The following is a 24,059-nucleotide window of genomic DNA, read 5'->3' on the forward strand; positions in this document are numbered from 1 at the left end:
GCCGTTCGGAACCTGTGCCATAGTTGCTCCCCATGACGGCTACCGCGGCACTCAAACGGTCCTGGGCTCTCGATCTGGACAACAAGACGCTCTACGCCTTGTTGAAGCTGCGCGTCGAGATCTTCGTCGTCGAGCAGAAATGCCCGTATCCGGAACTGGACGGGCGTGATCTCGAGGCCGAGACCAGGCACCTGTGGCTCGAGCAGGACGGCGAGGTCGTGTGCACGTTGCGTCTGATGGAAGAGCATCATGACGGCAACAAGTCGTTCCGCATCGGGCGACTGTGCACTGCCGAAGCTTCCCGGGGACAGGGGCACACCACTCGGCTGCTGCGCGCCGCACTCGCCGAGGTCGGAACTGCGCCGTGTGCCCTTGCAGCTCAGAGTCACCTCGTGGAGATGTACGGCAAGCACGGTTTCGTGCCGGACGGTGCGGAGTACCTCGAAGACGGCATTCCGCACACTCCCATGCGCCGCGGCGGCGGGCAGGCGTTCAGCGTCACACCCTGAGAGTCCGGTAGCCGCGTCGGCAACTAGGGTTGTGACGTGCGCTGCGGGAAAGTCCTGTTCGAATCAGGCGCGGTCCCGCCACTGTGACGGATCCTCCGATCCCAGCCAGGTTGCCGCAGCGTACGTACCGGCAGTAGAGCCTCGGCGTGGATACCGAGCGGTGAAGGGAAGTCGTCGTGCGTAGGGAACAAGAACTCGACAGGCAGAGCGGCTTTCCGTTCAGTGCCGTGGTGGGCCAGGACCAGCTCAGGCTGGCACTGATCCTGTGTGCCGTGCACCCCGGGATCGGTGGCGTCCTGGTTCGCGGAGAGAAGGGCACGGCGAAGTCGACGGTGGTACGCGCTCTGACCGCACTGCTACCTGCGGTGCAGTCGGACGGTGAAGAACGCCCGGCACGCCTCGTCGAGCTGCCCGTCGGCGCAACCGAGGATCGTGTGGTCGGCTCGCTGGACCTGGAGAAGGTGCTGCGCGACGGTGAACGCGCATTCCAGCCCGGCCTCCTCGCGGCCGCGCATCAGGGTGTGCTGTACGTCGACGAGGTCAACCTGCTGCACGACCATTTGGTGGACGTGCTCCTCGACGCGGCGGCGATGGGCAGGGTTCACATCGAACGTGACGGAATCTCGCACTCGCACCCCGCCAGGTTCGTGCTCGTCGGAACGATGAATCCCGAGGAGGGGGAGCTCCGCCCGCAATTGCTCGACCGGTTCGGTCTGGCCGTGGACGTGTCCGCATCGAGGGACGTCGACGTTCGTATGGAGGTGGTCCGGCGACGGCTCGATTTCGAGCGCGATCCCGAAGCGTTCGTCGCCGCGTATTCGCCCGCGGATGCCGAGTTGGCTGCCGCGATCGTGCACGCGCGTGACCGGCTCGATCAGGTTGTACTCGGCGAATCGGAACTACGTCGAATCTCTTCGCTCTGTGCGTCTTTCGATGTCGACGGAATGCGCGCCGACCTCGTGCTGGCTCGCACGGCCACCGCATACGCAGCGTGGCGAGGTGCGGAAGAAGTGGCAGCCGAAGACGTTCGGGTCGCCGCAGAGCTGACGTTGCCACACAGGCGTCGTCGCGACCCGTTCGACGAACCGGGTCTCGACGAACAGCAACTCGACGATGCACTGCAGCATGCGGACGACGACGTCCGTGAGCACGAGACGCAGGACGACCCCACCAACGATGATGCGGATTCGTCGCCGCAGAATCCGGAGTCGTCCGAAGGCGAGGGCCCGGACGATCCAGAGGGCCCGGACGATCCGGACGGCCCCGGCGGAGGCGCTCCCACGCCGCCGCCCGAGCGTCCGGCAGGCCCACCCGGTGAGAAGTTCACGACCCGTCTGCTGGAGGTGCCGGGTGTAGGTGAGGGTGCGCCCGGAAGGCGCTCGCGTTCGCGGTCCACTCGGGGGCGGGCGGTGCGCTCCACGACCGAACGCGGGCACGGTCTGCATCTCGTCGGCACGCTGTTCGCTGCGGCCGAGAACCAGCACGCGCGGGGGCGGTCGAGTGGACGGATGATTCTGGATTCCGCCGACCTGCGTGGCGCCGAGCGGGAGGGTAGAGAAGGCAACCTCGTTCTGTTCGTGGTCGATGCGTCAGGCTCGATGGCCGCTCGTGATCGGCTCTCCGCGGTCACGGGCGCCGCGGTGTCCCTGCTTCGCGACGCCTACCAGCGGCGCGACAAGGTTGCGGTCGTCACGGTTCGGGGGCAGGAAGCGGAACTGGTGCTGCCACCGACATCGTCGGTCGACGTCGCGGTGCGACGCCTCGCGACGATGCGGACGGGCGGTAAGACCCCGCTCGCCCGCGGATTTCTGAAGGCCCGAGAGGTGGCTCTGCGGGAACGGGTCCGCGATCCACAGCGCCGCGCACTCGTCGTGGTCCTGACGGACGGGCGGGCCACCGGCGGCAAAGATCCCGTGCAACGCGCGAAGATCGCCGCGGGGTTGTTGGCCGATGCGTCGGTGGCGTCCGTGGTGGTCGATTGCGAGACCGGAATGGTTCGCCTCGGCCTGGCCGCAGAACTGGCCCGTGAGCTTCGCGGCGGCTACGTCCGACTCGCAGAACTGTCGGCTCAACAGGTTGCGGGCGTCGTCCGCGCCGCCGCATAAGGAGGGTTCGACATGCCGAAAGGCGTTCCCGAAAACGTCCCGAACGACGGTCTGACGACTCGGCAGCGGCGCAACGCGCCGGTTCTGGCCGTGCATACGGGTCCCGGTAAAGGGAAGTCGACCGCAGCCTTCGGGATGGCGCTACGCGCCTGGAATCAAGGTTTCGACATCGGCGTCTTCCAGTTCGTGAAGAGCGCGAAGTGGAAGGTGGGCGAGGAAGCCGCCTTCCGCGCTCTCGGTCACCTCCACGAGAGCACCGGCGAAGGCGGCTCGGTTCAGTGGCACAAGATGGGGGAGGGTTGGTCCTGGGCGCGTAAGCACGGCACCGAGGAGGACCACGCTGCCGCTGCCCTCGAAGGGTGGCAGGAGATCGCGCGCCGCCTTCGGTCCGAAGAGCACGGGTTCTACGTGCTCGACGAGTTCACCTACCCGCTGAAGTGGGGTTGGGTGGATGTCGACGAGGTGGTGGAGGTCCTCGCGTCGCGGCCGGGCAAGCAGCACGTCGTCGTCACCGGACGCGACGCACCGCAGGCGTTGATCGAGGCCGCGGATCTCGTCACCGAGATGACCAAGATCAAGCATCCGATGGATGCGGGCCGGAAGGGACAGCGGGGAATCGAGTGGTGATGTCCACTCCCGCCGTCGTGATCGCCGCGCCTGCATCGGGCAGTGGAAAGACCACGGTGGCAACGGGTCTCGTGGGCGCGCTGCGGCGCGCCGGTCGCGACGTCGCACCGTTCAAGGTGGGCCCCGATTACATCGATCCCGGCTATCACGGACTCGCTGCCGGCAAGCCCGGCCGCAACCTCGATCCGGTTCTGGTCGGCGTCGACCGGATCGGTCCGCTGTTCCTGCACGGGTGTGCCGGGTGTGACATCGCGGTCGTCGAAGGCGTGATGGGTCTGTTCGACGGAAAGATCGACGTGGGTGCCTCCGCTCCCGCGGCCGAAGGGTCCACCGCGCAGGTGGCGTCGCTCCTCGGTGCACCCGTCGTTCTCGTCGTGGATGCGCGGGGGCACAGTCAGAGTCTCGCTGCCGTACTGCACGGCTTCTCGACGTTCGACTCCGGTGTCCGTATCGGAGGCGTCGTTCTCAACCGGGTGGGCAGTGCTCGGCACGAGCAGGTCCTTCGAGATGCATGCGAGCGCGTGGGCTTGCCCGTCCTCGGAGCTGTTCCGCGGATGGCCGAACTCGAAGTCCCGTCCCGTCACCTCGGGTTGATTCCGGCAGCTGAGCACGGCGCAGATGCCCTCGCGGCTGTGGAAGCGATGACGGACCTGGCCGCGCGGCATCTCGACCTCGCTGCAATTTCGGGCATCGCCCGGTCGTCGGTCGATGGTGACGCGTGGGACCCGGTGACGGAACTTGCCGCGGTGGGCGACGGCGGTCCACGGCCGGTCGTGGCTGTGGCCGGCGGCGAGGCCTTCACGTTCGGCTACGCCGAACACCGAGAACTGCTCGTGGCAGCAGGGGCGGACGTCGTCGTCTTCGATCCGCTGCGTGGCGGTTTGCCCGACAGCACCGCCGCCGTGGTGCTGCCCGGCGGGTTTCCGGAAGAACATTCGGCGGACCTCGCTGCGAACACCCAACTCCTGTCCGACGTGCGTGCCCTGGCGGCCGCGGGCGCGCCGATCCATGCCGAATGTGCGGGGCTCCTGTACCTGGCCGACAGCCTCGACGAACGGAACATGGCCGGGGTGGTCGGGGTGGACGCGTCCTTCGGTCCGCGACTGACTCTCGGATACCGGGAGGCGGTGGCGTTGGGTGACTCCGTGTTATTCGACGCGGGCGAGCGGGTCACTGGGCACGAATTTCACCGGACGGTCCTCGGCTCCGAGTCGGCGAAAGGATTCGAGCCTGCGTGGGGATGGCGACCGTGGGACGGCGCACCCGCACGCGAGGGATTCGTCCGTGACGGCGTCCATGCGTCTTATCTGCACACGCATCCCGCCGGTCATCCGGCGTCGATCCGCAAGTTCGTCGCAGCGGCACGGGAGTTCGCCGCTCGGCCCGAACTGTGGGTGGGTATCGGTTTCGGATCGGGGGCCACCGCCGAGGAGATCGTCGCCGCCGTTCGGGAAGCGGTCGGCGAAGCCTTGGGGGAGACGTTCGGTGTCGCCACTCTCGACCGCAAAGCAGGCGAAGTCGCCTTCGTCGAGGCGGCGAGACAGCTCGGCGCGCAGAGCCGGGGCATACCCGAATCGGAACTGGCAGCGGTGGACGTTGCGAATCCTTCGGACCGGGTGCGGGCAGCGACAGGTCTCGACGGTGTAGCGGAGGCCTCGGCGGTGGTGGGCGCGCGCCACGGACAGCTCGTCGTGCCCAAGACGCAGGTGAATGGTGTCGTCGTCGCCGCTGCCCGTAGAGTTTTGCGGGTCGACCGGACCCCGTCGGGGAACCAGTCACTTTCGATGAACGAGGAGAGCGCGTGAGCACTGCTGCCGGCAGCGAGAGCAACTATCTCGTCGGACTCGACCTGAAGGGCCGTCGGGTAGTGGTGGTCGGGGGCGGCACCGTGGCCCAGCGTCGACTCGGGTTGCTCGTCGCATCGGGCGCGGACGTGCACGTGGTGAGCCGGGAAGTCACACCTGCGGTCGAGGGCATGGCTACGGGCGGTCAGATCTCGGTCGAGCTGCGCGACTACACGGAGGGTGATCTCGCGGATGCGTGGTACGCGATCGCCTGCACCGACGAACCGGACACCAACGCCGCGATCGTTGCGGAGGCCGAGCGGCACCGAATCTTCTGTGTCCGGGCGGACAACGCCAAGGACGGCACCGCCGTGACCCCGGCGTCGGCCACCTACGACGGGATGAATCTCGGGCTCCTCGCCGGTGGCGACCACCGGCGGTCCGCAGCCGTTCGGAACGCACTGGTCGAGGCGCTCCAGTCCGGTGCCGTCACCGATTCCGCCGAACCTCCCGCCGCGGGGGTTGCGCTCGTGGGCGGGGGACCGGGCGATCCCGACCTGATCACCGTTAGAGGTCGCAGGCTCCTGTCGCACGCAGACGTCGTGGTTGCCGATCGACTGGCCCCACCCGAACTGTTGGCCGAGTTGGGCCCGCACGTCGAGGTTGTCGACGCCGCGAAGATTCCGTACGGCCGCGCAATGGCGCAGGAGGCCATCAACTCGGCTCTGATCGACAACGCGAAGGCCGGGAAGTTCGTCGTGCGCCTGAAGGGCGGCGATCCGTTCGTCTTCGGACGCGGTTACGAGGAACTCGAGGCGTGTGCGGAGGCAGGCGTCCCGGTGACCGTCGTGCCTGGCATCACGAGTGCGATCTCCGTGCCTTCCGCTGCCGGCATCCCTGTCACGCACCGCGGGGTCACCCACGAATTCGTCGTCGTCAGCGGTCACGTCGCGCCGGATCACCCGGATTCACTGGTCGACTGGTCCGCTCTTGCCCGATTGAAGGGCACGATCGTGCTCCTTATGGCAGTGGAGCGCATCGGACTCTTCGCGGACGTGCTCGTCGAGGGCGGGCGGCCCCCCGAGACTCCGGTCACCGTGATTCAGGAGGGCACCCTCCGGACACAGCGTGTGCTGCGCGCGGATCTCTCGTCGGTCGCCGACCGTGTCCGTGACGAGGCCATTCGGCCGCCGGCGATCATCGTGATCGGGCCGGTGGCCGGGTTTTCTGTGGACGCTGGGTAACGTGAACTCCTGTGTCTGACTCCCGAGTGTCCGAAAACGCTGTGACGCCGTCCGCAGCGACCCGTGTTCTTGGTCTGGCGATCATCGTTCTGAGTGGACTTCAGATGATGGTCGTCCTGGACGGCACGGTGGCGAATCTGGCGCTCGCGCCCCTGCAAGCAGACCTCGGGCTCAGCGACAGTGGTCGTAACTGGGTTCTCACGTCCTACGCACTCGCGTTCGGTGGGCTCATGCTCCTCGGCGGACGACTCGGCGACGCTTTCGGTCGCAAGAAGATGTTCGTGGCCGGTGTCGGATTGTTCACGGTGGCGTCGCTGCTGTGTGGACTCGCGATCAACGAACTGATGCTCATCTTCGCGCGATTCCTGCAGGGTGTGGGCGCAGCGATCGCGTCGCCCACGGCGTTGGCGCTCGTGGCGACCACCTTCGCCGCCGGTCCGGCACGGAATCAGGCCATCGCCATCTTTGCTGCGATGACGGGTATCGGCTCGATTGCCGGCCTCATCATCGGAGGCGCGCTCACCGAGGTGTCCTGGCGGCTGATCTTTCTCATCAACGTGCCCATCGGCGTCTTCATCGTCTTGTGCGCGCTCAAGGCATTGAAGGAGACGGCAGGTGAGCGCCTTCCCCTCGACGTTCCCGGTGCCGTACTCGCGACGGTTGCGGCGACGGGCGTGGTCTTCGCTCTCACCGAGGGGCCCGAGCTGGGCTGGACCAGCCCGTTCGTGATCGGATCCCTGGTGTTCGGTCTCGTTCTTTTCGCGGTCTTCCTCTACGTAGAGCGCACCGCCGACAACCCTCTGCTCCCGTTCTCGCTGTTCGCGGACAAGAATCGGGTCGCAACCTTCGTGGCGATCTTCTTCGCCGGCGCGGTGATGTTCACCGTCGCCGCCTTCGTCGCGTTGTTCGTGCAGGACATCCTCGGGTACAGCCCCCTCCAGGCGGGTCTGGCTTTTATTCCGTTCGCGTTCGGACTGGGTGCCGCGGCGACGATCGCATCCAGGTTGGCGGTGCGCATTCAGCCGCGCTGGCTCGTGGTCAGCGGGGCCACGATCATGGTGGTGGGTCTGCTCTACGGATCGACCCTGGACGGTTCGGCGGCGTACGTGACCAACCTGTTCGTTCCGATCATCGGAATCGGTTTCGGTGTGGGCCTTGCGGTGGTGCCGCTGCCGCTGTGCGCCATCGCAGGTGTCGAGGAGACCGAGATCGGTCCGCTGGCAGCGATCGCTCAGGTCGCGCAGACATTGGGTGGACCACTGGCGCTGGCTGTCATCGGCGCGATGGCGACGTCACGCACGTTGTCGCTCGGTGGAATCTCGGCCAAGGTTTCGGAAATGAATGCGGCTCAACTGGAGGCGCTCGGGGAGGGCTACACCTTTGCGCTCGTCGGCAGCGCCGGGTGCGCATTGATCGCCGGTTGCGCCGCATTGTTCATCCGGTTCACACCGGCGCAGGTGGCCCAGGCGCAGGCTGCCGAAAAGGCAGCACACGAGAACTGATGTTCAGGTGACCGTGCGATACCGCCGCACGGGGCGCCCGGTGGAACCGTAGACGAGACGCACGGTGAGAATGTTCTCGTTGAGATAGTGCTCGAGGTACTTACGCGCACTGACGCGCGACAGACCGGCGAGTTCGGCGCATTCGGTGGACGAGACCTCGCCGTGCGAACGCACGACGTCCAGGACCAGGCGTCCGGTCTCGACACTGAGACCCTTGGGGAGCGGGTCGGAGTCCTGCTTCCTCGCGGTGCCACCGAACAGCGAGTCGATGAGCGACTGATCGGCGCCCGCGGACTCCTCGAGAGTCTGAATGCGGCGACGGAAGTTCTCGAGTTTCTCGGCGAGCTGTTCGTAGTCGAACGGCTTGACGAGGTAATCGGAGGCGCCTCCGTGCAACGCGCGGCCGACCGTGTCGATCTCGCGCGCCGCAGTGATCATGATGACGCCGACTGCGTTGCCCTCACTGCGCAACTGTTGCAGGACAGCGAGACCGGACATGTCGGGGAGATAGACGTCGAGCAGAACGAGGTCCGGGCTGTGCGTTCGGATCGCTTCCAGAGCTTCGGTCGCCGTACGGGCCACCCCGATCGCACCGAATCCGGGTGTCTTGTCGACGAATCTGCGATGGATCTCGGCGACCATGAAGTCGTCGTCCACGACGAGGACGTCAAACATCTTCGTGTCCCGTCGTCATGACCCGGAAGTGTAGCCACGCGGTAGGTGAACGGTGAACAGCGCGCCGCCCGGTTCCGGTGCGTCAGTGACGGCTGCGGTGCCGCCGTGCTGTGAAGTCACCAGGCGGACCAGTGCCAAACCGATTCCGCGCCCACCGGGAACCCCGGCTTTCGACGTGATGCCACGCGAGAAGATTTCCTCGCGCATCGACTCGGGCACGCCGGGGCCGGAGTCGGCTACCTCGACGAGAATTCCGTCCGTGTCGGTGATTCGCACGCGGATTGTCGAACCGCGGGTCCCTTCGGACACGTCGACCGCGTTGTCCACGAGATTGCCGACCACCGTGATGACGTCGGTCGCGAGTTCGGGGCCGAGGGCGCGCAGACGGGAGCCGGGTGCCAGCGTCAGTTCGACACCGGTCTCCGCTGCGAGCGACGTCTTCGCGATCAGTAGGGCTGCCACTGCGGGATCCGAAATGCGCGTCGTCACAGCATCGCTGATTTCCGCTCGGCGCCGAGTCAGGGTTCCGACGAAATCTGTCACGGCGTCGTAGTCGCCGAGTTGGGTGAGGCCGGAGATGGTGTGAAGTTGGTTCGAGAATTCGTGGGTCTGAGCGCGCAGGGTGTCGGTGACACTCTTGTGCGAGGACAACTGGCTCTGCAGGGATGCGAGTTCGGTGCTGTCGCGCATGGTGGTGACGGTGCCGATTCGATGCCCCTGACTGGTGGCGGCCCTTCGGCTCAGTGCCAGCATTCGTGATGCCGTCGAGAGGACGACGTCCCCGCTGTCGTCCGCACTCTGGAGATACCGGCGTACTCCCGTGTCGAGGGCCACTTCGTCCACGTGGTGTCCGACGATGTCGCCGGGAAGGTCGAGCAGTTCGCGGGCACTGTCGTTGAGTACGGTGATCACCCCGTCCGTGTTCACCGCGACCACACCTTCGCGAATGCTGTGCAGCAGTGCTTCCCGGTGATCGGCGAGACTGGCGATCTCGGCGATCTCCAGACCCCGCGTGTGCGTCTTGATTCGCCTCGACAACAACCACGACCCGACCGCGCCGAGACCCGCGCCGATACCCAGGTAGAGGACGAGGCGTGCCCCTGCGCCGCTCAACAATTCCCAGACCGACGGATAGTTCTGAGCCACCGACACGACGGCGAGAACCTCGCCGGACCGGGAGAGGATCGGAACCTGGCCGGCGATGGAGCGTCTGCCGTCGGCTTCCACGTCGCCGGTCCATGCCCGGCCGGACATGACATCGCTCGATCCCAAATCTGCGGCGGTCCGGAGTCTGGTGGGGTCGGAGGACACCACGACGAGCCCGTCCGGCGTGACGATGTCGGTGATCGTGGCATCGGACAGGTTGACGGCACGATCGACTTCCGGTGCGAGAACCCGTTCGAGGTCTTGCGCCCCCAACCGATCGCGGACCACCGGGGTCGATGCGACGGTTTCGGCAACGGCGATCATGCGTTGACCCTGCAGATCCCGGAACTCCACCGTCGACTGGTGAATGGAGACGGCCGCGACGGCGAGGAGTACCACCGCGATCACGACGAGTTGGAGCAACAGCATCTGACCCGCCAGGCTGCGTATGCGGGGACGCCGCTGTGACCACATCGACCCGGGTTCCGTTCTGTTGCGTGGCGGGGAGCACCGATGGTCCAGTATTACCGACGAGCGCGATTCGCGTGACGAGGCGGATGATCGATTCAGGGGAGAGAGTAAGGAGCGGTGGTGTTCGGGATCGGTACCAGGTCGCAGATGCGCGATGTCACTTTGCTGGTCCTGGCCGGCCTGCTCGCCCTGATCACCGCGGGCTGCGGGGCGAACCGCGGTGCGGAGCAACTGGACGGCGTTCGAATGATGGTCCCCAACAGTCCGGGTGGCGGCTACGACCTCACCGCGCGAACCGCGGTGAAACTCATGGAGGACGACGGCATCACCGGCCGCATACGGGTGTTCAACGTCGTCGGCGACGCGGGCACCGTAGCGATGGCGCGGCTCATGAACGAGGCCGGCAACGACCAGTTGATGATGACGACCGGGCTCGGTCTCGTCGGGGCGGGATACACGAACGGCACGGCGATCCGCATGTCCGATGCGACGCCCCTGGCCAAGCTGGTCGAGGAACCCGAGGCCGTCCTGGTGCCGGGCGATTCACCGTTGCGAACGATCGACGACCTCGTGCAGGCATGGCGGGCCGATCCCGGTTCGGTCACGGTTGGTGGCGGCTCCCTGCCGGGCGGACCCGATCATCTGTTTCCGATGGAGACAGCTCGGGCGGTGGGTGTCGACCCGAAACAGGTCGAGTTCGTGTCCTACGACGGGGGCGGTGATCTCCTGACAGCACTGTTCGGTCACACGGTCACCGTGGGAACGTCCGGGCTGGGGGAATACGTGGAACAGATCGAAGCCGGGGCGGTTCGAGTGCTCGCCGTGTCGGGACCCGAACGTGTGCCGGGCATCGACGCACCTACTCTCACCGAAGCCGGTATCGACCTGACCTTCACGAATTGGCGCGGAGTGCTTGCGCCGCCCGGTATTTCCGACGAGACGAAGGACGCGATGGTCGAGGCCTTGTCCGAGCTTCACCGGAGCGAGGCGTGGCGAGAAGCGCGGGCGAAGAACGGTTGGACCGATGCGTTCGTCACCGGCACCGACTTCGAGCAGTTCCTTCACGAGCAGGACCAGCGAGTGGTGTCGACACTGTCCGAGTTGGGTCTCGCGTGACTGCTCAGGTGAGTATGACGAGCTCACGCTCGGAAGCGACTTCGACGCGAAGTCCGGCCTTCGACGCCACCCGTGCCACTCCGCGCACGTCGGTGGGTTCGGCGCGTGTGATGGTGAGTGCCCGTGCCAGGAGCCCCTTGTGGTGCTTGTTGAAGTGACTCACCACGCTGCGTGATCCGTCCGCCTTCTCGGTGAGTACGGTCGCGGTCACGGCGTCGGGTATCGGACCGAGCTGTTGGTACGTCCCCGACCGAAGGTCGACGATCAGACCTTCGGCTTCCTGTTCTATCGCGTTCGCGAGTTGCGGCTTCCACATCGACCGTAGGGTGCCCAGGCCCGGGAGCTTGGAGCCGCCGCTCAGCCGGTAGGCGGGGATGCGGTCGCGGGCACGTACCGCACCGAACAGCGCAGACCCGATCCCGAGTCGCGCGTATGCCTTCGACTTCTGGACTTTGGTGAACGAGCGGATATCCAACGCGTCGAACAACACTCCGGTGTAGCGCTCGAGCGCCGGACAGGTGGGGGCGACCCACAGCTTCGCGTTGCGTTCGATCTCGTCCGCCTGGGTCGGTCCCAGACCGAGGGCCTCGCACGACGCATCGAAATCCGAGGCCAGGTTCACGAGCGAGCGAACCAACGTCTCCCGGGTCTCGGTCAGCTGCGGCATCGACAGATCGGCCAGGTCCAAGGGCGAGTCGGAACCGCCGTCGGACTTGGTCTCGGAGGGAGGGAGAAGCACCAGCACGGTCGATACCGTACCGAGGAACGCACAGGCGGCCGAGCCGACTATCCTCGCAGGCGTGATTACCCGCCTTTCGCACCTGTTCCTTCGCACCCTGCGAGACGACCCAGCCGACGCCGAGGTGCCCAGCCACAAGCTGCTGGTTCGTGCCGGTTACGTTCGCCGAATCGCCCCCGGCGTCTACTCGTGGTTGCCGCTCGGACTTCGCGTGCTCAGGCAGGTCGAGCGGGTGGTTCGCGAGGAGATGGACGCGATGGGAGCGCAGGAGATCTCCCTGCCCGCGCTGCTGCCGCGTGAGCCCTACGAGGTGTCGAACCGGTGGACCGAGTACGGCGACGAACTCTTCCGCCTCCAGGACCGCAAGGACAACGACTACCTGCTCGGGCCCACTCACGAGGAGTTGTTCGCCCTTACCGTGAAGGGCGAGTACAACTCGTACAAGGACTTCCCGGTCACGCTGTACCAGGTGCAGACCAAGTACCGGGACGAGGCCAGGCCGCGGGCTGGCATCCTGCGTGGTCGCGAGTTCCTGATGAAGGATTCGTACTCCTTCGATCTGACCGACGACGGTCTGGCTGCCAGCTACAAGGCGCACCGTGATGCGTACGAGAAGATCTTCACGCGCCTCGCCGTGAAGTACGTGATCGTCGCGGCCACTTCGGGCGCGATGGGCGGAAGTGCGTCCGAGGAGTTCCTTGCCGAGAGCGAAGTGGGCGAGGACACCTACGTGCGGTGCACTGCATCCGGTTACGCGGCCAATGTCGAAGCGGTGACCACGCCGGCTCCCGAACCGATTCCGTTCGAGGGACTGCCGGAAGCCCGGATTCACGACACCCCGGACACCCCGACCATCGCCACTCTCGTCGAGTGGGCGAACGGTGCGGATCTCGGTCGCACCGTGTCGGCAGCGGACACCCTCAAGAACATTCTGGTCAAGACGAGACAGCCTGGTGGCGAGTGGACTCTGCTCGGTATCGGCATCCCCGGAGACCGTGAGGTCGACGACAAGCGGCTCGAAGCTTCGCTCGAACCGGCGGAATACGAACTTCTGACCGAAGCAGACTTCGAAGCCAACGACTTCCTGGTGAAGGGGTACATCGGCCCGAAGGCACTGCAGGACAACGGGGTGCGCTACGTCGTCGATCCCCGGGTGGTCGACGGCACCGCGTGGATCACCGGAGCGGACGAGAAGGGCCGTCACTACGTCGATCTCGTTGCCGGTCGCGACTTCACGCCGGACGGAACCATCGAGGCGGCCGAGGTTCGAGACGGAGATCCCTCACCGGACGGTGCGGGCGAGCTGGTATCGGCGCGCGGCATCGAGATCGGCCACGTCTTCCAGTTGGGCCGCAAGTACACGGATGTGTTCGAGGTGGACGTCCTCGCGGAGAACGGCAAGCCCGTCAGGCCCACCATGGGTTCCTATGGCGTGGGCATCTCGCGTCTCGTCGCGGTCATCGCCGAGCAGCATCATGACGACAAGGGGCTGCGATGGCCGGCGGAGATCGCGCCCGCCGATGTCCACCTCGTCATCGCCAACAAGGACGACGCTGCACGTGAGGGTGCGGAGAATCTCGCGGCAGCTCTCGACCGTGCCGGGCTCGAGATCATCCTCGACGACCGTAAGGCCTCGCCCGGGGTGAAGTTCAAGGACTCGGAACTGCTGGGCGTTCCACTGGTGGTTGTCGTGGGCCGCGGGTGGGCGGACGGCAAGGTCGAACTGCGCGATCGCTTCGCCGGTGAAGCGCGCGAGATCGCAGCCGAGACGGCGGTGAACGAGATCGTCGATGCGGTGCGGAGCGGAACCGGCCCGGCATAAGTTACCGGCTGGTAGCGTCATTCGTGATTGCGACGGAAGGCATGGCAATGGAGAACTCCGGCAGACTGTTGTTCAACCCGAACACCTACGATCCTCAGCACTTCGACGACGAGACCCGCCGATTGCTCCGAGCGGTCGTCGACTGGTTCGAGAGTCGCGGCCAGAAGCGCCTGCTGCAAGACGACCTCGATCGGGTATGGACGGCAGACTTCCTCGAGTTCGTTGGGAAGGAAAAGCTCTTCGCCACCTTTCTGACGCCGTCCGAGTACGCGAACGGAGACCCGAACAAGCGCTGGGACACTTCTCGTAACGCCGCACTCTCGGAGATCCTTGGGTTCTATGGACTCGCCTACTGGTACGCGGAACAGGTGACCATCCTCGGTCTCGGCCCGATCTGGATGAGCGACAGCGAAGCGGCCAAGCAGCGCGCCGCACGCCAGCTCGACGAGGGTGGAGTGATGGCGTTCGGCCTGTCCGAGCGTGATCACGGCGCGGACGTCTACTCGACGGACATGGTGCTCTCACCCGCGCGTCCCGACGACGAGGGTGTCGCGTTCCGTGTATCGGGAACCAAGTACTACATCGGCAACGGCAACGTCGCCGGAATGGTGTCCGTGTTCGGCCGCCGCGAGGATGTCGAAGGTGCGGACGGGTACGTGTGGTTCGTAGCCGACAGCGCTCACGAGAACTACGAGCTGATCGACAATGTCGTGCGCGAGCAGATGTACGTCAGTACGTTCCGCCTGAACGACTACCCGGTGCGTCACGAGGACATCCTGAAGACCGGACCCGATGCCTTCTCGTCAGCGCTGAACACCGTGAACATCGGCAAGTTCAATCTGTGCAGTGGTGCTGTCGGAATGTGTGAACACGCGTTCTACGAGGCGATCACGCATGCCGACAACCGCATTCTCTACGGCAACCCCGTCACGGATTTTCCGCATGTGCGCACCAGTTTCGTCGATTCGTACTCGCGTCTGCTCGCCATGAAGCTGTTCAGCGGCCGCGCTGTCGACTATTTTCGCAGTGCGAGCCTCGACGACCGTCGCTACCTCCTGTTCAACCCGGTGACCAAGTCGAAGGTCACCTCGGAGGGCGAGAAGCTGATGACGCTCCTGCAGGACGTGTTGGCGGCCAAGAGTTTCGAGAAGGACAACTACTTCAGCCAGGTGACCAGGCTCATCGGCACGATGCCTCGCCTCGAGGGCACCGTGCACGTGAACGTCGCGCAGATCCTGAAGTTCATGCCCAACTACCTGTTCGGCAGCACGGAGTATCCGGAGATCGGAACTCGTCTCGATCCGGCGGACGACGTCTTCTTCTGGGCACAGGGCCCGGCTCGGGGCGCTGCGAAGGTGCCGTTCGACGACTGGAAGAAGGTCTACGAGAAGCACACCGAGATCCCGAACGTTGCCGTCTTCTACGAGCAGGCCAAGGCCCTCGCGGAGTTGCTGGCAACGGCCGGGCCCGACGAAGCCCAGCAGAAGGATCTGGACTTCGTGCTCGATATCGGGCACCTCTTCTCGCTCGTCGTGTACGGCCAGTTGATTCTCGAGCAGGCCGAACTGACCGGGCTGGGACGCGACCTGGTCGATCAGATCTTCGACTTCCAGGTTCGCGACTTCTCCGCCTACGCGGTGTCGTTGCACGGCAAGAAGTCTTCGACCGAGGCGCAGCAGAAATGGGCGATCGGCGCCGTTCGGAAGCCGACCGTCGACGGCGAGCGGTTCGATCGAGTCTGGCGCGAGGTCAAGGACTACAACGGCGTATACGAGATGCGTCCCTGACCCGACTTCAGCGCCTGGTTTCTCGCAGCACGGCCAGGCGACTTCGGTAGTCCGATTCGGAGATGTCACCCTTGGCGTAGTGATCGCGAAGGGTGGCTTCGCCGGACCGTCCGCGGAACCTCCTGCGAGCAACGAGAATCAGGATGACCACCGTCGTCCAGAAGGCGATCGGGATCAGGATGAACCAGGGGCCGGGTCCCCAGGCGTGGTGCTGGTAGTTCTCGGCGAGAAGCATTCCGGCTGTGGTGTATTCGTTGATGGTCATGCTCTCAGCGTGCGCCTCGGCGGACGCCGTGCACATCGGCCGGAGTGCGGGTTTCCGGGTACGTCAGGGCGCGTACGTCAGTCCTGCCAGCCAGGTTTGACGAGTCCGTGCTCGTACGCCGCCACCACGAGCTGTGTGCGATCGCGGGCTTCGAGCTTGAGGAGTATGCGGCCCACGTGGGTTCTGGCCGTTGCCGGGCTGACGAAGAGACGAGCCGCGATCTCGGCATTCGACAGACCCTCGGCAACGAGGACCATCACCTCTCGCTCTCGGTCGGTGAGCTGTTCGAGTCGAGGTGATGTCGGTGCGGACTTGGCGTGGCTCGCGAACGCCGCGACAAGGGTTCGGGTGACCGATGGTGACAGCAATGCGTCACCGGCAGCCACCACGCGGACCGCGCGTACGAGATCTGCGGGCTCCGTGTGTTTCACGAGGAAGCCGCTTGCCCCGGCGCGCATGGCTTCGAACACGTACTCGTCCAGTTCGAAAGTCGTCAGAACCACCACGTGCACCGAGGTCGTGGCCGGGGCCGCGGCGATGCGCCGAGTCGCTTCCAGTCCGTCCATCACGGGCATCCGGATGTCCATCAACACGACGTCCGGCACCTGTTCGACGCACGCGGTCACCGCCTTTTCGCCGTTCTCCGCTTCGCCGACCACCTCGATGTCGTCCTGGGCGTCGAGAAGGGCGACGAAACCGGCACGCACCAGGGCCTGATCGTCGGCCACGACCACTCGGATCATTCGATACCTCCGTCGACGGACGCGGCATCCGCTGGATGCCGGTAGGGCAACGACGCGAAAACGCGAAACCCACCGCCCGGTTTTCTGCCGGCGGTCAGACGGCCACCCAACGCCTGTGCTCGTTCGAGCATGCCCGGGATGCCGTTGCCGCCCGCACTTTCGGCGACATCCTCGCCGTCACCGGCGTCGTCGATACTCAGATCGATTGCGGTATCGCGGTAGGTGACTTCTACCCGGGCGGCCGAAGTGTGCGAGTGCCGTGCGACGTTGGTCAGCGACTCCTGCGTGATGCGGGCTGCCGCCACATCCACGATGCCGGTCAGCGGTCGCGGTGTTCCGTGGACTGTGGTGGACACCTCCAGGCCGGCGTCGCGGGCTCGTCGCACTACGGCCTCGAGGTCCGAGATTCCTGCTGTCGGAGCTTTCGGCGATCCACTGCCGTCTCGCAGCGAGTCCAACAGGGAGTGGACGTCGCCGATCGCGTCTCTACTCGCCTTCTTGATCGCGGCAAGCGCCGGCCGGGCCTGTTCCGGTGCGCTGTCGAACAATTCGAGTGCGACACCGGCCTGCACGTTGATGAGGGACAGGCTGTGGGCCAGCACGTCGTGAAGTTCTCTGGCGATGTCGAGACGTTCCTCGCTCGCCACTCGTCGGCGCTCTGCCGCGGCCGAGGCTTCGGCGGCCTCGGCTCGGCGCCTGCGTTCGGCAGCGGCAGCACGCCTACCGCGAACGATCTCCGCAACGGCGACGAGAACGAGCAGCCACGCGGCGACGCCCGTCGCCACTGCGAAGTTCGGCGACCACCCGTCGCCGCGGTGGGGAACGACCCACACGAAGAGGATGTAACCGGCACCGACGACCGGGTAGGTGTGCCACCGTGAACCGGAGGTGCCGGCGGTGAGGAAGGCGACGACCAGAGCGAGAAATATCGGGCCGTACCCGTAATCCCGGACGTAGACGGCCGTGACGCCGAGAATCACGAAGAGAGTGGACAGCGGGAACCGGCGCCTGAACAGGAGAGCGATCGGGCCGATCGCCAGCAGCACGTAGGCAAGCCCGTCGAGAGGCATCGTCGACTGGTTCTCGTTGGCACCGGGACTTCCGGCCATCTGGATCAGCAGTATCGCAATGCTGATCGCCCAGTCGACTGGTCTCGGGAGCGAGGGTGGTCTCGCAGTGAAGCGCACACTCCCGAAGCTAGACCCCGCGAGTCGCCGCTGTCATCGTTCTCGATACGTATGCCGCTTGCCGTACGTGGGCCGATGTGTGGGCGATTCGTCCGGCGCAGTCTCGATGTATGTCTACGGAAACAGTGGTCACCAACGGATTGACCAAGAGATACGGCGACAAGAACGTGGTCGACGGTGTGCACCTCAGGGTGCGGGCAGGGGAGATCTACGGATTCCTCGGGCCGAACGGTGCAGGGAAGACGACCACCCTTCGAATGTTGGTCGGCCTGGTCCGTCCGACCTCGGGAACTGCGACAGTGCTCGGGAGTCCGCCGGGCGCCCCGTCCGCTGCCGCACGGACGGGCGTGCTGATCGAAGGGCCCGGATTCCATCCGTACCTTTCGGGGCTCGACAACTTGCGCTTCCTGAGCCGGTTGCGCGGCTTCCCCGACGATGCCGCGGTTTTCGCGCTGGAGCGAGTCGGGCTCGGCGCGCGCGGAAGCGACAAGTTTCGGACGTATTCGCTGGGGATGAAGCAACGCCTCGGCGTGGCAGCTGCTCTGGTCGGCGAACCGGATCTGTTGATTCTCGACGAGCCGACCAACGGTCTGGATCCTGCGGGTGTCGCGGAGATGCGGGCGCTGATCGTCGACCTGGCGAAGCAAGGGCACACGATCGTGCTGTCGAGTCACATGCTGGCCGAGGTGCAGGAGATGTGCGATCGAGTCGGCGTCATCAGCGACGGGCGACTCCTCGTGGAATCGACGGTGAGCGAACTACGGGGCGCCACCCGGCTCTTCGTGCGCGCGAACCCACTCCAGCGTGCAGAAGTCGTAGTGCGGGAACTGCTCGGTGACGGCGTGGTTACGCGAGTGCAGGACGGTATCGAGATCTCGGTACCCGTCGACCGAGCACCGAAGGTGGCCGAAGCGTTGGTCAGAGACGGTGTCGATCTCCTCGAATTGACCAGTCAGGAAAGAACACTCGAAGACGTGTTCTTCGAAATGACAGGAGTGCAGGCGTGATGAACGGGTTGTCGGAGAAGAAGAGAAATTCGGTTCGCGGTGCCTGTCGAGCGGAGGTTCTACGCCTGACGAAGTGGCCGACGTTGTGGATACTGCTCGCTTCGTGGATGGTGTTGAACTTCGTCTTTCTGTACGTGTTCAACTACCTCACCTACAAGAGCGGGGGTGCGACGGACAGTCCGTCGACGATGCCGCAGGAGGCACTCCTCCAACAGATGTTGCCTGGTGCGGTACCCGAGGTGTTCACGCAGGGGATGGCGATGTTCGGTGGCGCACTGATGCTCATCGCAGGTGCCCTTGCGACCGGCAGCGGCTACGGGTGGGGAACCTGGAAGACGGTGTTCACCGCCGGCCCGTCGCGGACCGCGGCCTTCGCGGGCACCGTAGTGGCGCTCACCGTCATTGTGGTGGCGCTGGTACTGGCCGTCTGTGTCGCCGATCTGGGCGTATCCGCCGCGATCGCCGTCGCGGAGTCGAAGCAGATCGTGCTTCCTCCGGTGGCTGCGCTCGCCGAATCCGTTGCCGCAGGAGCGTTGATCCTGGGGATGTGGACGATGGCCGGGGTTCTCGTGGGAGTGCTGACGAGAGGTCCGGCACTGTCGGTGGGGCTCGGGCTGGTGTGGGTACTGGTGGTGGAAAACCTGCTTCGAGGTGTCGCCGTGGTCTTCTCACCACTTTCGTTCGTCACCGACTACCTGCCGGGAACCGCGGCGGGCTCGCTCGCGGGCAGTCTTCGTGGGGTGTCCGAGGGGGAGACGACCCCGGGCGTGCTGGACGTTCTCGGCGAATCGACTGCAGTTGTCCTGTTGTGCGTGTACCTCGTCGTATTCGGTGCGGTGTCGCTGTGGCTGGTCCGTACGCGGGACATCCACTGAGGGTCCACACCGTAGGTGCGTACTCCAACCCCGAGGGTGGGCGATTGCCCACCCTCGGGTGCCTATCGACGGCGAACGATCCGGCGGACTCTTGTGTGGCAAGGAAATTCACCCACACAGGGAGCAAGGAAATGTCGAACACCATCAAATCCACATTCGCAGCAATCGCCATCGCTTCGTTCGCGCTGACCGCCGGAGCGGGAATCGCCTCGGCGGACCCCGGCGGAAACGGCGGCACGTCGCAGGGCGGCACATCGCAAGGCGGCAACGGAACCGGCGGCGGAGCACAGAGCGGCGACGCAACGACGGGCCCCGGCGGAAACGCACAGGGCGGCAACGGTGGCAGCGGCAACGTGGGTATCGGTGGCGTCAACATCGGAAACGGCAACCAGGGCGGCGTCGGCGTCGGGAACGGAGGCGGTGCCCAAGGTGGCAACAGCGGTAACGCACAGACCGGCGATGCCAACGGTGGCAACGGAACCGGAGGAAATGCCGGACCGGCGAACGGTGGTCCCGCGAACGGCGGCAACGGTGGCAACACGACCAAGTCCTGCACCTTCTCCTGGCCGTTCTGCTGACCGAGCAGTTCTCGACCACTCGAAAGGGAAGAGACCATGTCACACGCTCAGCGTTTCGCCGGAGCAATTCTGGCGGCAGGATTCGCCCTCGCTGTGGGGGCAGGCGTCGCGGCGGCGGAGACCCCGTCGTACGGCAACAGCGGCAACGTCGGAATCGGCGGAGCCAACGTGGGTCCGATCGGTGTCGAGGGGATCATCGCCGGACCAGGCGGAGCCTCGGTCGGCGGATACGCGGTCGGCGTTCCGGGCTCGTTCCCCGGACTCGGCTGATTCGTTGCTCGATCACACCCGTCCCGGCCCCGTGGATTCGCTCGGAAAGGAGTTGTCATGAAGACACGAACAGCAGATCACGGTGGCCGGGTTTCGGTCCGTGCTCACGATGGCGTCCGCCTCGCAGCGCGTATCCACGGCCCCGCGGACGCGCCCCTGACCGTGGTGTTCGTGCACGGGCATTGCCTACGCGGTGATTCCTGGGCACCGCTCCGTCGCCACCTTGCTTCCACGTGGGGTGAGGAAGTTCGCCTGGTGACATACGACCAGCGGGGACACGGTGACTCGGGCCGTGCGCCCGCCGAGACCTACACGATCGATCAGCTGGGCAGTGATCTCGACGCGGTGATCGACGCAGTTGCCCCCACCGGACGGTTGGTTCTGGTGGGACATTCGATGGGTGGCATGGCCACCCTGGCCTACGGCCGCACTCACGCTGCGTCGATCGGATCTCGCGTCGTGGGAGTCGCGCTCATCGCAACCGCAGCCTGGGGTCTCACGGACATGGGACTCGGGCGGTTGCTGTTGGCGAGGCCCGTTGCGTACCTGCAGGCAGTTGCTCGTGTAGCCCCCGCAATGCTGCACCGCTCGAGGCGGTTCGGGCATGTCGTGAGCCGAGCTGCGGCGCGGAGGATGAGCGGTCGGAGCGCCGAGCGGGTGTCTGCCGTTGCAAGAGCGCTGGCGGACTCCACCTCCGTGGTGACGATGGTGAGCTTCCTGCAGTCGTTCATCGAGTTCGACGAACGGGAGACGCTGGCCGAGTTGGCGCACATTCCTGCGCTCGTCCTGTGTGGCACGGAAGACCCCATGACCCCGTTCGAGCATTCTCTGGCAATGGCGGCGCGTCTCCCATTGGCCGAACTGGTGAGTGTGAACGGCGGCGGCCATTCGGTGATTCTGGACAGGGCAGACGAAGTGGCGAGCGCGGTCAGCGCCCTCCTGAGCCGCACGAATACGGATGCTCTCACAGGTCGCGTCGGTTGACGATCCCGCTGTGCAGAGCAAGTTCCGCCAGGCGCACGCGCTTCTGATTCTGTGGAAGCTGCTCGACGTCGAACTTTGCGAACAGCGCTCGCAGATGGGTCTTCACCGCGTCGACGCTCAGGTACAGCTCCTTCGCGATCTCCTGATTGGATGCCGGGTGAACGAAAGCCGAACTCTGCTTGTACGGGCGGCACAGGGCCGCAAGCAGAGACCGTTGGGTCTCGGTCAGCGACCGCACCGACGGCCGGTCGGCAGCCAGTTGGGTGGCTTCGTCCTCACCGCCCCCGAATTCCCGGTACGTCAGTGCCGTTCTGCCGATTCGCACGCAATCCCCGTCGCGTAGACGCCGACGACCGGCAATGCGATCGCCGTTGACGAAGGTGCCGTTCCGCGACAGGCCGTCATCGAGGATCGTCCACTGCGTGTCCACACATTCGATGACCGCGTGTAGGCGAGAGACTTCGTCGTCGGAGGTCAGGGGCACGCCACTACGGGGTGATCGTCCTACCGTGAGCCGCGGGCTGTCGGGGGAAAGGTCGATCCGGTGCGTTCGACCTTCCCGGTCTGTGTAGTTCAGACGCGACAGCGCGCTCACCTTTCCATCGTGCCTCCCTCGCGCGAGGGTGGGCAACAGAGTCGTTCAGAACAGCGGGCCGCCACCGAAAGGCTCGCGATGCGACGGAGGCTGATTACCTGCGTCGTCGGTGATTCCGAACTCGACCGCCAGCTCTGCAGTCACGAACGTGTGTCCGCTGCGATCGCCCAGGGTCGGGTCGTCGAACAGTGCCGCGATGACACGTCCGATGAATTCGGGACTCTCGGCATCGGCGACGGGAAAGCCTGCGACCGTGTCCAGTCCACTCGCCAGCAGCTTTTCGGTGCGAACGATGCCGGGCCACAGGGACACCGCTTTCACACCGTGCGGGGCCAGTTCGGCGCCCATGTCGCTCGCCATCTTGTCGAGGGCGGCCTTCGACATTCCGTACAGCACCGAGTGCAGGTGTCCGCGGGTGCCGAACGACGAAATGTTGGCTATCAACCCGGATCCCTGCGGGACCATGAGTCGGGCGGCCTCCACCGAGGCGACGTAGTGCGCTCGCAGCCCGACGTCGATCAACGATTCCCAGTCGGTGAGTGGACGTTCCCAGAACGGGGTGTCGAATCCACCGAATCCGCGCGGACTCGCCCACACGTTGTTGACGAGCAGGTCCAGGCGCCCGTCCCTTCTGCGGTCGTCTCGGATTCGCCGGAACAACTCGGCGACCTCGGTGTCGACACGATGGTCGCAGGCGACGGCGATGCCGTGCCCACCGAGGTCTGTGACCTCGTTCGCGCAATCCTCGAGCAGCGGGCCGCGGCCGGTGACGTAGACGGTCCACCCGTCCGAGCCCAGTGCACGGGCGACGCCCTTCCCGACACCGCGGCTCGCGCCCGTCACGAGTGCCACCCGGTTGTTCTGCCCGACGGGCTCTGATGCGGTCATGGATCCTCGCTCTGTCGCAGTGACGTGCCGACTACGACAGTAGAACGTGTTCTATCAAGCGGGTAGACCGGGGAAGGCGAGGGTCCACGGATCGACGCCCAGCACCGAACGCCACAGTGCCGCTCGGACTGCTGTCGCAGCGAGGGCGTCGACCGCAAACGTGCGGGTCTCGGCAGTTTCACCGTTCTCCACCACGCTGCGCCAAGCCACGGAAACGTCGAACTCGGTCTGGGCAGCGAGTTGGGCTGCCGAGGGCGGGTCGACGACCGGGAACGGTGTCGCGTATCCCGCGGCAGCAGGGGCTGCCTCGAGGCCGGCGGAGGTCAGCGAATCGACGAGCGCGTCACGGAGTGCGCGATGCGCTGCAACGTCGGCGTCGACCTGGTCGGAGCGAGTGGGATTCGCGTACGCGGCGACGACGCCGTACGCGTAGATCGCGGCATGCTCGGCCGCCAACGCGGCGGACAGGCTGGACTGTTCGGAAGCGGTGGGCGTGATCACGGCAGCAATACCACCACATGAGTGCCGCACGACGCCGCGATCGACGCGCACAGTCCGCCGCGGTAACCGTCCAGAGAACGTGCCAATTCGGCTGCGTGACGTTGGGATTCGGTGAGCCGGGCGCGGAGGGTGTCGAGATCCGGGGGCGGCGCGGGCTGTGGCGGCGTCGACGACGTCGTGGGCGCCGTGGTGGGTGCGGAACCGTCCGCGTAAGTGCCCGCAGCCCTGGCGATCTCGGCTTCCAGCGCGTCTGCGTGCTCACCGCGCTGTGCACTGATGGTGGTGAGTGCGCCCGCACGGTCGGGGAGCAACGCTATTGCGGCGGCAGCGTTCTCGGAATCGCGGCGAGCCGACTCGGCGGCGGAGGTGAGGCGATCGAGCTCCACGGCGTCGTCCTGGTCGTCCGAACAACCGGCGAGCGTCGTGACTGCGAACGCGCCCACCGCCGCCCCGGTTGCGAGCTTGAATGCGGACCGTCGCGTCAGAACGGGGGAGTGGGCTGGGTTGGGCACGGGTCCATCGTGCCAGGTTCGAGTGCGATCACGAGAATCGAATCCCGGGGTGGTCACGGCCCCTCGAAATGGGCGTTAGGCTTAGGTGTTCGAACAGAACGACCAATTGTCGTCACCGGCGCGGTGC

The 24,059-nt window shown here is 65.7% G+C and carries 24 protein-coding genes and 1 pseudogene; 15 read left to right on the top strand and 10 right to left on the bottom strand.

The window, feature by feature from the left end:
* Positions 1 to 32 precede the first annotated feature (32 nt).
* The 7 genes and pseudogenes from ACFWO3_RS03790 (at position 33) to ACFWO3_RS03820 (ending at position 7,771) form a co-directional block, all read left to right on the top strand.
* Positions 33 to 509, top strand: a complete 477-nt coding sequence (locus tag ACFWO3_RS03790) for a GNAT family N-acetyltransferase (RefSeq protein WP_378573795.1) — start codon at positions 33 to 35, stop codon at positions 507 to 509.
* Between the two features lie 176 nt (positions 510 to 685).
* Positions 686 to 2,614: a magnesium chelatase subunit D family protein gene (locus tag ACFWO3_RS03795; RefSeq protein WP_378573797.1), complete on the top strand. Its 1,929-nt coding sequence runs from the start codon at positions 686 to 688 to the stop codon at positions 2,612 to 2,614.
* A gap of 12 nt (positions 2,615 to 2,626) precedes the next feature.
* Positions 2,627 to 3,241: a cob(I)yrinic acid a,c-diamide adenosyltransferase gene (gene cobO / locus ACFWO3_RS03800; RefSeq protein ID WP_378573799.1), complete on the top strand. Its 615-nt coding sequence runs from the start codon at positions 2,627 to 2,629 to the stop codon at positions 3,239 to 3,241.
* Positions 3,241 to 4,620 (top strand): annotated as a pseudogene (locus tag ACFWO3_RS03805) (cobyrinate a,c-diamide synthase); the annotation flags it as partial. The gene cobO and the pseudogene ACFWO3_RS03805, both read left to right, overlap by 1 nt.
* A gap of 15 nt (positions 4,621 to 4,635) precedes the next feature.
* Complete coding sequence (locus tag ACFWO3_RS03810; RefSeq protein ID WP_378574045.1) at positions 4,636 to 5,046, top strand: cobalamin biosynthesis protein; 411 nt, start codon at positions 4,636 to 4,638, stop codon at positions 5,044 to 5,046.
* Entirely contained in the window at positions 5,043 to 6,269 is a 1,227-nt protein-coding gene (cobA, locus tag ACFWO3_RS03815; protein WP_378573801.1) for a uroporphyrinogen-III C-methyltransferase, read from the top strand. Before ACFWO3_RS03810 ends, cobA begins: the two co-directional genes overlap by 4 nt.
* A 41-nt stretch (positions 6,270 to 6,310) precedes the next feature.
* Entirely contained in the window at positions 6,311 to 7,771 is a 1,461-nt protein-coding gene (locus ACFWO3_RS03820) for an MFS transporter (RefSeq protein ID WP_378574047.1), read from the top strand.
* 3 nt (positions 7,772 to 7,774) lie between these two features.
* Here ACFWO3_RS03820 and ACFWO3_RS03825 read toward each other — a convergent pair whose 3' ends face one another.
* Together ACFWO3_RS03825 and ACFWO3_RS03830 are read right to left on the bottom strand one after the other, a co-directional pair.
* Entirely contained in the window at positions 7,775 to 8,446 is a 672-nt protein-coding gene (locus ACFWO3_RS03825) for a response regulator (protein WP_378573804.1), read from the bottom strand.
* Between the two features lie 15 nt (positions 8,447 to 8,461).
* Positions 8,462 to 10,066 (bottom strand): ATP-binding protein, encoded by a 1,605-nt coding sequence (locus tag ACFWO3_RS03830; RefSeq protein ID WP_378573806.1) that lies wholly within the window; start codon positions 10,064 to 10,066, stop codon positions 8,462 to 8,464.
* A 144-nt stretch (positions 10,067 to 10,210) separates the two neighbouring features.
* Between ACFWO3_RS03830 and ACFWO3_RS03835 the strand changes: the two genes are divergently transcribed.
* Positions 10,211 to 11,179, top strand: coding sequence for a Bug family tripartite tricarboxylate transporter substrate binding protein (locus ACFWO3_RS03835; RefSeq protein WP_378574049.1), 969 nt, complete (start codon positions 10,211 to 10,213; stop codon positions 11,177 to 11,179).
* A 4-nt stretch (positions 11,180 to 11,183) separates the two neighbouring features.
* Here the strand turns inward: ACFWO3_RS03835 and yaaA are convergent, their stop codons facing one another.
* Positions 11,184 to 11,924, bottom strand: coding sequence for a peroxide stress protein YaaA (gene yaaA, locus ACFWO3_RS03840; protein WP_378573808.1), 741 nt, complete (start codon positions 11,922 to 11,924; stop codon positions 11,184 to 11,186).
* A gap of 55 nt (positions 11,925 to 11,979) precedes the next feature.
* Here yaaA and ACFWO3_RS03845 point away from each other — a divergent pair, with 55 nt between their 5' ends.
* Positions 11,980 to 13,740, top strand: a complete 1,761-nt coding sequence (locus tag ACFWO3_RS03845) for a proline--tRNA ligase (RefSeq protein ID WP_378573811.1) — start codon at positions 11,980 to 11,982, stop codon at positions 13,738 to 13,740.
* Between the two features lie 47 nt (positions 13,741 to 13,787).
* The gene (locus ACFWO3_RS03850; protein WP_378574051.1) at positions 13,788 to 15,527 is read left to right on the top strand and encodes an acyl-CoA dehydrogenase family protein; all 1,740 of its coding nucleotides are present in this window, start codon (positions 13,788 to 13,790) and stop codon (positions 15,525 to 15,527) included.
* A 7-nt stretch (positions 15,528 to 15,534) separates the two neighbouring features.
* On the opposite strand, the gene ACFWO3_RS03855 is transcribed toward ACFWO3_RS03850, so the two are convergent.
* From ACFWO3_RS03855 to ACFWO3_RS03865, 3 genes are all read right to left on the bottom strand, one after another.
* Positions 15,535 to 15,792, bottom strand: a complete 258-nt coding sequence (locus ACFWO3_RS03855; RefSeq protein WP_378573816.1) for a hypothetical protein — start codon at positions 15,790 to 15,792, stop codon at positions 15,535 to 15,537.
* A gap of 77 nt (positions 15,793 to 15,869) precedes the next feature.
* Positions 15,870 to 16,535: a response regulator gene (locus tag ACFWO3_RS03860; RefSeq protein ID WP_378573819.1), complete on the bottom strand. Its 666-nt coding sequence runs from the start codon at positions 16,533 to 16,535 to the stop codon at positions 15,870 to 15,872.
* Entirely contained in the window at positions 16,532 to 17,644 is a 1,113-nt protein-coding gene (locus ACFWO3_RS03865) for a sensor histidine kinase (RefSeq protein WP_378573821.1), read from the bottom strand. Before ACFWO3_RS03865 ends, ACFWO3_RS03860 begins: the two co-directional genes overlap by 4 nt.
* A 188-nt stretch (positions 17,645 to 17,832) precedes the next feature.
* Between ACFWO3_RS03865 and ACFWO3_RS03870 the strand changes: the two genes are divergently transcribed.
* The 5 genes from ACFWO3_RS03870 to ACFWO3_RS03890 all read left to right on the top strand — a co-directional run bounded on the left by ACFWO3_RS03870 (position 17,833) and on the right by ACFWO3_RS03890 (position 21,436).
* Positions 17,833 to 18,729, top strand: a complete 897-nt coding sequence (locus ACFWO3_RS03870; protein WP_378573824.1) for an ABC transporter ATP-binding protein — start codon at positions 17,833 to 17,835, stop codon at positions 18,727 to 18,729.
* Positions 18,729 to 19,604: an ABC transporter permease gene (locus ACFWO3_RS03875; protein ID WP_378573826.1), complete on the top strand. Its 876-nt coding sequence runs from the start codon at positions 18,729 to 18,731 to the stop codon at positions 19,602 to 19,604. Before ACFWO3_RS03870 ends, ACFWO3_RS03875 begins: the two co-directional genes overlap by 1 nt.
* Before the next feature lie 131 nt (positions 19,605 to 19,735).
* Entirely contained in the window at positions 19,736 to 20,182 is a 447-nt protein-coding gene (locus ACFWO3_RS03880) for a hypothetical protein (RefSeq protein ID WP_378573829.1), read from the top strand.
* Positions 20,183 to 20,218: 36 nt separating this feature from the next.
* Entirely contained in the window at positions 20,219 to 20,452 is a 234-nt protein-coding gene (locus ACFWO3_RS03885; protein ID WP_378573832.1) for a hypothetical protein, read from the top strand.
* 57 nt (positions 20,453 to 20,509) lie between these two features.
* On the top strand, positions 20,510 to 21,436 hold the full coding sequence (locus tag ACFWO3_RS03890; protein WP_378573834.1) for an alpha/beta fold hydrolase: 927 nt from the start codon (positions 20,510 to 20,512) through the stop codon (positions 21,434 to 21,436).
* On the opposite strand, the gene ACFWO3_RS03895 is transcribed toward ACFWO3_RS03890, so the two are convergent.
* From ACFWO3_RS03895 to ACFWO3_RS03910, 4 genes are read right to left on the bottom strand one after another with little or no spacing between them, the layout of a single operon-like run.
* Positions 21,417 to 22,031, bottom strand: coding sequence for an FHA domain-containing protein (locus ACFWO3_RS03895; protein ID WP_378573836.1), 615 nt, complete (start codon positions 22,029 to 22,031; stop codon positions 21,417 to 21,419). The two genes, ACFWO3_RS03890 and ACFWO3_RS03895, sit on opposite strands and share 20 nt — an antisense overlap.
* 45 nt (positions 22,032 to 22,076) lie before the next feature.
* Entirely contained in the window at positions 22,077 to 22,919 is an 843-nt protein-coding gene (locus ACFWO3_RS03900; RefSeq protein ID WP_378573839.1) for an SDR family NAD(P)-dependent oxidoreductase, read from the bottom strand.
* 54 nt (positions 22,920 to 22,973) lie between these two features.
* On the bottom strand, positions 22,974 to 23,420 hold the full coding sequence (locus tag ACFWO3_RS03905) for a ferritin-like domain-containing protein (RefSeq protein WP_378573842.1): 447 nt from the start codon (positions 23,418 to 23,420) through the stop codon (positions 22,974 to 22,976).
* Positions 23,417 to 23,932 carry a hypothetical protein gene (locus ACFWO3_RS03910; RefSeq protein ID WP_378573844.1) on the bottom strand — a complete coding sequence of 172 codons (516 nt, stop codon included), beginning with the start codon at positions 23,930 to 23,932 and terminating at the stop codon, positions 23,417 to 23,419. Before ACFWO3_RS03910 ends, ACFWO3_RS03905 begins: the two co-directional genes overlap by 4 nt.
* Positions 23,933 to 24,059 lie beyond the last annotated feature (127 nt).

Origin of the sequence: Rhodococcus sp. NPDC058521 (assembly GCF_042719695.1) — a bacterium.
Classification (GTDB): Bacteria; Actinomycetota; Actinomycetes; order Mycobacteriales; family Mycobacteriaceae; genus Rhodococcus_F.

Bases quoted from the DNA above. Each gene is read 5' to 3' on its own strand.
- ACFWO3_RS03890 (WP_378573834.1), top strand. From the start codon at position 20,510: ATGAAGACACGAACAGCAGATCACGGTGGCCGGGTTTCGGTCCGTGCT.
- ACFWO3_RS03860 (WP_378573819.1), bottom strand. From the start codon at position 16,535: ATGATCCGAGTGGTCGTGGCCGACGATCAGGCCCTGGTGCGTGCCGGT.
- ACFWO3_RS03830 (WP_378573806.1), bottom strand. From the start codon at position 10,066: ATGTGGTCACAGCGGCGTCCCCGCATACGCAGCCTGGCGGGTCAGATG.
- ACFWO3_RS03825 (WP_378573804.1), bottom strand. From the start codon at position 8,446: ATGTTTGACGTCCTCGTCGTGGACGACGACTTCATGGTCGCCGAGATC.
- ACFWO3_RS03875 (WP_378573826.1), top strand. From the start codon at position 18,729: ATGAACGGGTTGTCGGAGAAGAAGAGAAATTCGGTTCGCGGTGCCTGT.
- cobO (WP_378573799.1), top strand. From the start codon at position 2,627: ATGCCGAAAGGCGTTCCCGAAAACGTCCCGAACGACGGTCTGACGACT.
- ACFWO3_RS03885 (WP_378573832.1), top strand. From the start codon at position 20,219: ATGTCACACGCTCAGCGTTTCGCCGGAGCAATTCTGGCGGCAGGATTC.
- ACFWO3_RS03835 (WP_378574049.1), top strand. From the start codon at position 10,211: ATGCGCGATGTCACTTTGCTGGTCCTGGCCGGCCTGCTCGCCCTGATC.
- ACFWO3_RS03880 (WP_378573829.1), top strand. From the start codon at position 19,736: ATGTCGAACACCATCAAATCCACATTCGCAGCAATCGCCATCGCTTCG.
- ACFWO3_RS03850 (WP_378574051.1), top strand. From the start codon at position 13,788: ATGGAGAACTCCGGCAGACTGTTGTTCAACCCGAACACCTACGATCCT.
- ACFWO3_RS03855 (WP_378573816.1), bottom strand. From the start codon at position 15,792: ATGACCATCAACGAATACACCACAGCCGGAATGCTTCTCGCCGAGAAC.
- ACFWO3_RS03865 (WP_378573821.1), bottom strand. From the start codon at position 17,644: ATGGCCGGAAGTCCCGGTGCCAACGAGAACCAGTCGACGATGCCTCTC.
- ACFWO3_RS03790 (WP_378573795.1), top strand. From the start codon at position 33: ATGACGGCTACCGCGGCACTCAAACGGTCCTGGGCTCTCGATCTGGAC.
- ACFWO3_RS03870 (WP_378573824.1), top strand. From the start codon at position 17,833: ATGTCTACGGAAACAGTGGTCACCAACGGATTGACCAAGAGATACGGC.
- ACFWO3_RS03900 (WP_378573839.1), bottom strand. From the start codon at position 22,919: ATGACCGCATCAGAGCCCGTCGGGCAGAACAACCGGGTGGCACTCGTG.